Raw genomic sequence first — 6,787 nt, 5'->3', positions numbered from 1 at the left:
GCCGGTGGAGAAGTCTTAGAAACCCTCAAGCAAAAGCGAGCTAAGCCCCATCCACAGACGGTGCTGGGGGCCGGCAAAGTCGATGAAGTCGCCCTAGAGGCCCAAACCCTGGGCGCTAGTTTAGTCGTATTTGATCGGGATCTATCCCCAGCTCAGGTACGCAGTCTGGAGCAGCGCATCGGGGTGCGGGTGGTGGATCGCACTGAGCTGATTTTGGATATTTTTGCTCAACGCGCCCGGACAGGCGAGGGCAAGCTGCAGGTGGAGCTGGCCCAGCTGGAGTATCAGCTACCTAAACTCACGGGTCGAGGGCAGGCCATGTCTCGACTCGGGGGTGGTATCGGCACCCGTGGTCCGGGTGAAACCAAGCTGGAAACCGAACGGCGCGCGATCCAAAAACGGATTACGCGGCTACAGCGGGAGGTTAACCAGCTGCAAGCTCACCGAGCCCGGCTCAGACAAAATCGGCAGCACCACGAGGTGCCATCGGTGGCGGTGGTGGGCTATACCAATGCAGGCAAATCAACGCTGTTAAATACACTGACCAATGCGGATATCTATGCGGCGGATCAGCTGTTTGCTACCCTGGACCCGACTACCAAGCGGCTAGCGGTAGTCGATCCAGAAACCCATGAAAAGCGCTCCCTAGTCCTCACCGATACGGTGGGCTTTATTCAAGATCTGCCGTCTTCTTTAATGGACGCGTTTCGAGCCACGTTAGAAGAAGTGACCGAAGCCGATGCGCTGATGCATGTGGTGGATTTATCTCATCCGGCTTGGCAGGAACATATTCGCTCAGTGATGGGGATTTTGGGGCAGATGCCGACGACACCAGGGCCAATCTTGTTGGTGTTTAACAAGCTCGATGCCGTTGACAGTGACACACTGGCGGTGGCCAAGGATGAGTACCCCCAGGCGTTGTTTATTTCGGCAGCGCAGAAATTAGGGCTAGAGACCCTAAGACAGCATTTGGTGAAGCTGGTGGACTATGCTGTGGCAGGCTAATATTCTTATTAGGGAGCTGCGGCTAAATAATGTCCCCGATCAATCCGGTTTCGACTTCGCTCAACCTTCCAGCTTCGAGAGTTGAGCGAAGTCGAAACTCGCTCTACGAGTATTTCATTTGCGAGTAAGTCCCTTCAGCCTACTGTGCGGGCGTCTGGGAAAATAAAGGAGACAGCCGATCAAACTCTGAATGGCTCTGATTGTTCATCGAAGTGTAAGGGCAAGACACTTTCAATATTTTCAGTGGGGTGGGGGACGGTGTAGTGGGCGGTCACTTTGCCGTTATTAGGGCAGGCGTCAGCCGCTTTTATCCCCGCCTCCATGGCCCTATCGACTTCACCCACACGGCCTCGAATCGTTACAAACTGACGTCCGCTATCGGCCTGATTAATACCTAAAAGGGAAACCTGACCTGCTTTAACCATGGCATCCGCTGCTGCTAGTGAAGCTGGAAATCCGTGGGTTTCAATTACACCGATAGCGTAAAGCATAGGGAAATGGTCCGATTAAAAAGCTTCCTTTCTAAATATACCTGAGCCCCGACAATCAACCCCTGCGGGATGATCCATTTTGAGGTGGGGATACTGAATGCGGATTCTGCACAATTTGTACCACCCTTGAAAACCGATTCGTTATTCTATCTGCTCTTCGAAACAGTACCTAGCATTCTGTTTGAGCTGATTGGGCAGCCAGCACTCGCACCAGGGTATCGGTTTAGCTCAGTTGAACTAAAGCAAACCGCTTTCCGCATTGATGGGGTCTTTCTGCCTCCCGAGGGCAGTAATCAGCCAGTCTATTTTGTAGAGGTGCAATTTCAGAAAGATCCTCTGCTGTATCGTCGTCTATTTGCGGAAGTATTTTTATTTTTACAGAAGCACCCTGATGTGAAGCAGTGGCGTGCAGTTGCAGTTTACCCAAGGGCTAGCCTGGAACCAGACGATAACGAAGCTTATGATTGTTTGTTAAAAAGCAATCAGTGCCAGCGAGTTTTCTTAGAAGAGCTGGACCCAAATCAGTCAGTGACTTTGGGGTTGGTTAAACTGATAGTAGAGCCTGTCAGTAACGCTGTTGCGCTAGGACAACAGTTGATACAACAGGTGCAGAAGCAACCTTTACCCAACCTGACCACTGAAGCCATACTAGAAATCCTTGAGACCATTATTGTCTATAAGTTTCCAAACCTTACGCGCCGGGAAATAGCCGATATGTTTGCCATTAGTGATTTAAGAAAGACAAAAGTTTACGAGGAAGGTCTTCAGGAAGGATTATCTCAGGAACGGGCATTAGTTGTTCGGTTGCTCAAACGTAAGGTTGGGGAATTACCTAAAGTAACTCTGACAAAGGTAGATCGGCTATCGCTGATGCAATTGGAGGATCTGGCAGAGGCGTTGTTGGATTTTTGCGAACTGGCCGATTTGAAGGCTTGGCTGAGCCAGTTAACCGAGAAAAGGATAAAGGTTTTAGAGGTGCTAACACCTCGGTTGGACACGTTGGAATCCCCCGCTACAGAGCAGATAGAGGAACTGACATTGGAGCAGTTAGGGCTATTGGAAAAGGCTGCAGCAGAGGATATGACCCAAGATGGGTTAGTGGATTGGCTGGAACAACAGTCGAGACATGGGATAGGTGAATAATGAGTCAAACTGCTGAGCTGAATAAGCGAAATGGTTAAAACACTTGCCCCAACGATCGGAGAAAAACGAGTTGTCTTGCCAAATCTTACCTGGCAGGGCTATCAGCAGGTCTTACACGCGCTACCGGCTACCCGTGCGGCTCGTCTTACCTATGACTGTGGTGTTTTAGAAATTTCCAAGCCCTTAGAAGAACACGAATGCTTCAGCGAGCTAATCGGTCTTTTTATTCGTATTTTGGTGGTGGAGTTGGGTTTACGACTTAAGTCGATGCGGTCTACAACGTTGGCTCGGGCTGACCTAATAAGGGGGCAGAACCGGATAATGCATACTACATTCAGAATCAGTCCAAGGTTGCTGGTAAGACGGTTGATCTGAAAACTGATCCGCCGCCGGATATTGTGGTGGAGGTAGATATTACTCATACGGATATTGACAAGAATCGTCTCTATGCCGACCTGGGGGTGCCGGAGTTTTGGCGATTTGATGGTGATGTCTGGCGTATTTATTGTTTGGTGGATGATGCGTATGAAGAAGTTGAGACAAGTCCAACGTTCAGCTTTGCGAAGAAAGAAGATCTCTATCGTTTTTTAGAAGAAGCCCGGCAGGATGAGGTTGAAGCGGAAATTAATTTAAGAAGCTGGGTACGAGACTTTATAAGTGAAGGTGGGCAAGCATAGAGATTGGTGAGCATAACGGTTATCTATAGGACCTGCCCATCCTACAACTTGCTTAATAATACTGATAGACAGACAAGTAAGTGGAGGAGTTAAATGGTCTAAGATATCTAATGATGTTTAGAGATAATGATTGGCATCTATAGCGTCTGTAAGTGTTACCTACGCCTGAATATTTAGAAGAGCTTGATCAGGCTCTAATTACTCATTAGAGCGGTTTGTATTTCGTAACCCTTTCGTAGGCAGCTTGACCTCGAGATATCTTAACAGCCTCGATATAGATGGCCCAGTCTTGGTCGCTTTTTTTTATGTTACAAGAACGACATAGCAGCCAGAGATTAGCTTCGTTCCAGCTCAACCAAGGATACTTAGATCGAGGTAGCTTGTGATCAATAGTACAATTCTGATCAGTTAGAAATTGATTACATTCGGGACAGTGAAAACCGCACTGCTCTAGAAAATTCGCTTTCCATTCTTTTCCTCTAGAACTATTTCGCCAGCTAGTATAGAGACTGTCAATAGTTGATTTTGCTATGATACGAGACTCTTTTATACTTTGTTTTAAGCGACGATGGTTACGCATGATTTTGCCAGCTATGTCACTTGATTGACTCATCGGACTCCAGAAAAGATAACTATATTATTCTTCTTTATAAGATTTTGTTCAATCCATTGGCTATGAGCGTTATAAAAGTCTGCTTCGCCTTGCTTAGATGCTGCTATTGCATCTTCAAGAGCAGTATGGTTTGATAAAATATCAGCTGCCAATACATGCATCGGATCGCTTACATCCTCAACCTCAGATGTCTGCTGTTGTAATGCAAGTTTGAGCGTTGCTAATATCTGACGGGTACGGATGCGAACCGAGCGCTGACCATAGCTATCTATTGATGACAGTACAGACTCGATAGCATAGGCAAAAGCACGTCCTACTTTCTTAGCTACCGGCAATTCTTCTGTCAAACGACGAGCTAGATAGTCAGAAGCTCCTAGTAACTTGAGCTGTTTTCGAGAGATGGTAGTCATGGTTTAGAAGACCCTAGCATTTCTTTGAGTAGCTGCGTTGCAGTCTTTGCTGCTCGCAAAATTTCGCTCTCTTCTACGTCTAATAGCTGTCGTAATTGTTGCAGCACTTTGTAGTACTGTTGTTCGATATACGTCCGTCGCTGCAGTTCTTCCTTATAATGGCCTTCAAATTGTCCGGCCTTGTTTTCTGCCACGAGGCGTCGACCGTTAGCAGAGAGGTTTGTTTTAGCTGATTCCATCAATAGCTTCACAACCTTGCTAAAAGCATCCTGAACCAGCGAATCAGAATTGAGTAGGGCTTCTAGTTCTTGCTTAGACAGCTTTTTATAATATGCTTTTCGTCCACCCAGTCGAGTCAATGCCATTTGTACCAAAGCATCTTTAGTGAGTGTTGACTTTTTTTGAGGAACTGCCATCACAAAATTTGCAGACGATGCCTTACGTAGGATTCTATAGTCAGAATACCTACACAGTAGGCAAATTTGACTATCTATTCATATCTTCATCAACTGCTAGCAATTTCTGACAATTTTTGCCAACACAGTAAAGAGCAGTAAATAGCTCAGTTTAATTTTCTACGAAAAAAGCTGCTTCTGCATATAACTCATCGCTCAACTAGAAATTTCCGTAACTTTTTTCTCTGTCCTGAGAAGCTACAAATCTTGAATTCAGTGGATTAGCCCGGTAGGGTGCGTTCTCAACGCACCGCTACGATAGCACTGCACCAATACGGCTTCGTCCATCAATTCGACGGGTGCATGCCATCGTGCCTGCTATGATCAAACCAGCAACCTGCTGATGCCGACCTGAACCATGACAGCCACACAACCCAGCAGCTCCCCAGTAACGCTATACGACACCGATTACATGCAGTGGATTACGACCACGGTGGATAAGCTGCGCCGTCAGGACTACAACCACGTCGACTGGGCTAACCTGATCGAAGAAATCGAAGATATGGGAAAGCGGGAGCGGCGCAGCCTAGAAAGTAATTTAACGATATTGTTACTACATTTACTGAAGTGGAAATATCAGTCTGATAAAAGGAGCGGGAGCTGGGCAGGCAGCATAGTCGAACATCGCCGTCGTATTCGTAAGGCATTAAAAGACTCCCCCAGTCTCAAACCTCAGCTAGAAAAAATGCTGTCCGAGGCTTATACGGACGCTATTAATCAAGCCGCTGCTGAAACTCAGCTTCCAGTAGATACTTTCCCAAATGAATGCGAGTTCAAGCTATCTCAGATTATGGACGATAGCTTTTCGCCGTAGTGAGCCCAGTAGGGTACGTTCTCAATGCATGTCTCCAAAAGAAACTCAACTGAGGTTTTGTTCGCATAGTTCGAAAAAGACTCGTAATCTTCCCAATAACATCGGCATATCTCCCACACCTGTCAACAGTGTTTCACTCACCTCACCATTGATCGCTAATCGATAAAACTTCCAGCCCTCGCCGTTGGTGACAATGCCATAGCTGTCAATCTCTTTACCCTGTTGTCGATGTAGCCACTGACAAGCTTTCATCTCTACTAAACACTGAGCTGCGCCTTGCTCAAAATCATCCTTTTTGGCTTCAATGACGCAAACGTAGGGCAACTCCAAATACGCTCGCCGCTCTGCAATTAAATAATCGGCATTACCACAAACATCTTCACCCTCTAAATAGGGGCCTTTCCAAACTTTTAGCCGTTGAGATGTCTCTAAGCCTTCTTCACAAATCGCATCGATTAACAGGGTTTTGGATACTTCTAAACTCTCTAGATCAAACCGCTGTAGTCGTTCTAATCGCTGTTTGAAAAAGTCACTGACTGGCACAGGTTCAGCCTCAATAGTCCAGCGCGTTAGCTCAGTAACCCCCAGATACTTAAAGGCATCCTTGTAATTAAAGCTGGAGAAGCTTTTCTTGCGGTTTTGAGTTGCTTGAGACATCGCTAGCATCCAGTAGTCTGCTTATATTCCATTATGGTAACTGTTATCAATTCAGACCTGACAGACGAAGCTCAATCAACCCAGTCAGGCTGGGATGTGTCATGACATGTATAGCTGACTTTCGGTGGATTACGCGAATGCTCGCTAATCCACCCTACGAAAACTATTTCAGAGCCAACCGCTAATCGACCCTGACTCGTTTGGTCAAAATCGCCATGACCTCATTGGGTCGCCCGGTGGGTAGGGGCTTGCTCCAATCGTTGGGTTCGGCGTAGTTGAGTTTGTGTAGCAGTGTAATGGTGTTACGGACACCGGTTAGGGTGCCAAGCAACGTGTGACGGACGGTCTCAAACTGGTGCTCGGGTAACGGAGCAGGCTCAGATTTCGCCGCGCCGTCAGATGGATATTGAAACATGGATTCTGATCTCCAAAACGTAGGGTTTGCGAAGGAAACCAGAACCGAACACCTTAGCAAACCGCACAAGATGTATGCACACCGGGGATGCTAAGGCATAATAACCA

11 protein-coding genes are annotated in these 6,787 nt (G+C 47.0%); 5 read left to right on the top strand and 6 right to left on the bottom strand.

From position 1 onward, the window contains the following. On the top strand, positions 1–1,005 hold a 1,005-nt coding region (hflX, locus tag IQ260_RS25225), incomplete at its 5' end, for a GTPase HflX (protein ID WP_193995840.1). Between the two features lie 179 nt (positions 1,006–1,184). On the opposite strand, the gene IQ260_RS25220 is transcribed toward hflX, so the two are convergent. Then, entirely contained in the window at positions 1,185–1,496 is a 312-nt protein-coding gene (locus tag IQ260_RS25220) for a carbon dioxide-concentrating mechanism protein CcmK (protein WP_193995839.1), read from the bottom strand. A gap of 126 nt (positions 1,497–1,622) precedes the next feature. Here IQ260_RS25220 and IQ260_RS25215 point away from each other — a divergent pair, with 126 nt between their 5' ends. From IQ260_RS25215 to IQ260_RS31765, 3 genes are read left to right on the top strand one after another with little or no spacing between them, the layout of a single operon-like run. Then, on the top strand, positions 1,623–2,639 hold the full coding sequence (locus IQ260_RS25215; protein ID WP_193995838.1) for an Rpn family recombination-promoting nuclease/putative transposase: 1,017 nt from the start codon (positions 1,623–1,625) through the stop codon (positions 2,637–2,639). Between the two features lie 30 nt (positions 2,640–2,669). Continuing rightward, positions 2,670–3,014, top strand: a complete 345-nt coding sequence (locus IQ260_RS31770; protein WP_322745042.1) for a hypothetical protein — start codon at positions 2,670–2,672, stop codon at positions 3,012–3,014. Continuing rightward, a complete protein-coding gene (locus tag IQ260_RS31765; protein ID WP_322745043.1) occupies positions 2,972–3,316 on the top strand; it encodes a Uma2 family endonuclease in 345 nt (114 codons plus the stop codon). Before IQ260_RS31770 ends, IQ260_RS31765 begins: the two co-directional genes overlap by 43 nt. A 205-nt stretch (positions 3,317–3,521) precedes the next feature. Here the strand turns inward: IQ260_RS31765 and IQ260_RS31930 are convergent, their stop codons facing one another. From IQ260_RS31930 to IQ260_RS25195, 3 genes are read right to left on the bottom strand one after another with little or no spacing between them, the layout of a single operon-like run. Next, positions 3,522–3,896 (bottom strand): HNH endonuclease, encoded by a 375-nt coding sequence (locus IQ260_RS31930; protein WP_228016415.1) that lies wholly within the window; start codon positions 3,894–3,896, stop codon positions 3,522–3,524. Between the two features lie 29 nt (positions 3,897–3,925). Further along, positions 3,926–4,339, bottom strand: a complete 414-nt coding sequence (locus IQ260_RS25200) for a hypothetical protein (protein WP_193995836.1) — start codon at positions 4,337–4,339, stop codon at positions 3,926–3,928. After that, the gene (locus IQ260_RS25195) at positions 4,336–4,755 is read right to left on the bottom strand and encodes a hypothetical protein (RefSeq protein WP_193995835.1); all 420 of its coding nucleotides are present in this window, start codon (positions 4,753–4,755) and stop codon (positions 4,336–4,338) included. Before IQ260_RS25195 ends, IQ260_RS25200 begins: the two co-directional genes overlap by 4 nt. 397 nt (positions 4,756–5,152) lie before the next feature. Here IQ260_RS25195 and IQ260_RS25190 point away from each other — a divergent pair, with 397 nt between their 5' ends. Further along, on the top strand, positions 5,153–5,608 hold the full coding sequence (locus IQ260_RS25190; RefSeq protein WP_193995834.1) for a DUF29 domain-containing protein: 456 nt from the start codon (positions 5,153–5,155) through the stop codon (positions 5,606–5,608). A gap of 45 nt (positions 5,609–5,653) precedes the next feature. Here IQ260_RS25190 and IQ260_RS25185 read toward each other — a convergent pair whose 3' ends face one another. After that, entirely contained in the window at positions 5,654–6,265 is a 612-nt protein-coding gene (locus IQ260_RS25185) for a hypothetical protein (RefSeq protein ID WP_193995833.1), read from the bottom strand. 181 nt (positions 6,266–6,446) lie between these two features. Beyond that, positions 6,447–6,680, bottom strand: a complete 234-nt coding sequence (locus IQ260_RS25180; RefSeq protein WP_193995832.1) for a hypothetical protein — start codon at positions 6,678–6,680, stop codon at positions 6,447–6,449. Between the last annotated feature and the right edge of the window lie 107 nt (positions 6,681–6,787).

This window comes from Leptolyngbya cf. ectocarpi LEGE 11479 (assembly GCF_015207065.1).
GTDB lineage: Bacteria > Cyanobacteriota > Cyanobacteriia > Phormidesmidales > Phormidesmidaceae > Leptothoe > Leptothoe ectocarpi.
This window is presented reverse-complemented; position numbering and strand designations above follow the sequence as displayed.

Coding starts and splice junctions, on each gene's coding strand:
- IQ260_RS25220 (WP_193995839.1), bottom strand. CDS start 1,496: ATGCTTTACGCTATCGGTGTAATTGAAACCCACGGATTTCCAGCTTCA.
- IQ260_RS31770 (WP_322745042.1), top strand. CDS start 2,670: ATGGTTAAAACACTTGCCCCAACGATCGGAGAAAAACGAGTTGTCTTG.
- IQ260_RS31930 (WP_228016415.1), bottom strand. CDS start 3,896: ATGCGTAACCATCGTCGCTTAAAACAAAGTATAAAAGAGTCTCGTATC.
- IQ260_RS25200 (WP_193995836.1), bottom strand. CDS start 4,339: ATGACTACCATCTCTCGAAAACAGCTCAAGTTACTAGGAGCTTCTGAC.
- IQ260_RS25195 (WP_193995835.1), bottom strand. CDS start 4,755: ATGGCAGTTCCTCAAAAAAAGTCAACACTCACTAAAGATGCTTTGGTA.
- IQ260_RS25190 (WP_193995834.1), top strand. CDS start 5,153: ATGACAGCCACACAACCCAGCAGCTCCCCAGTAACGCTATACGACACC.
- IQ260_RS25185 (WP_193995833.1), bottom strand. CDS start 6,265: ATGTCTCAAGCAACTCAAAACCGCAAGAAAAGCTTCTCCAGCTTTAAT.
- IQ260_RS25180 (WP_193995832.1), bottom strand. CDS start 6,680: ATGTTTCAATATCCATCTGACGGCGCGGCGAAATCTGAGCCTGCTCCG.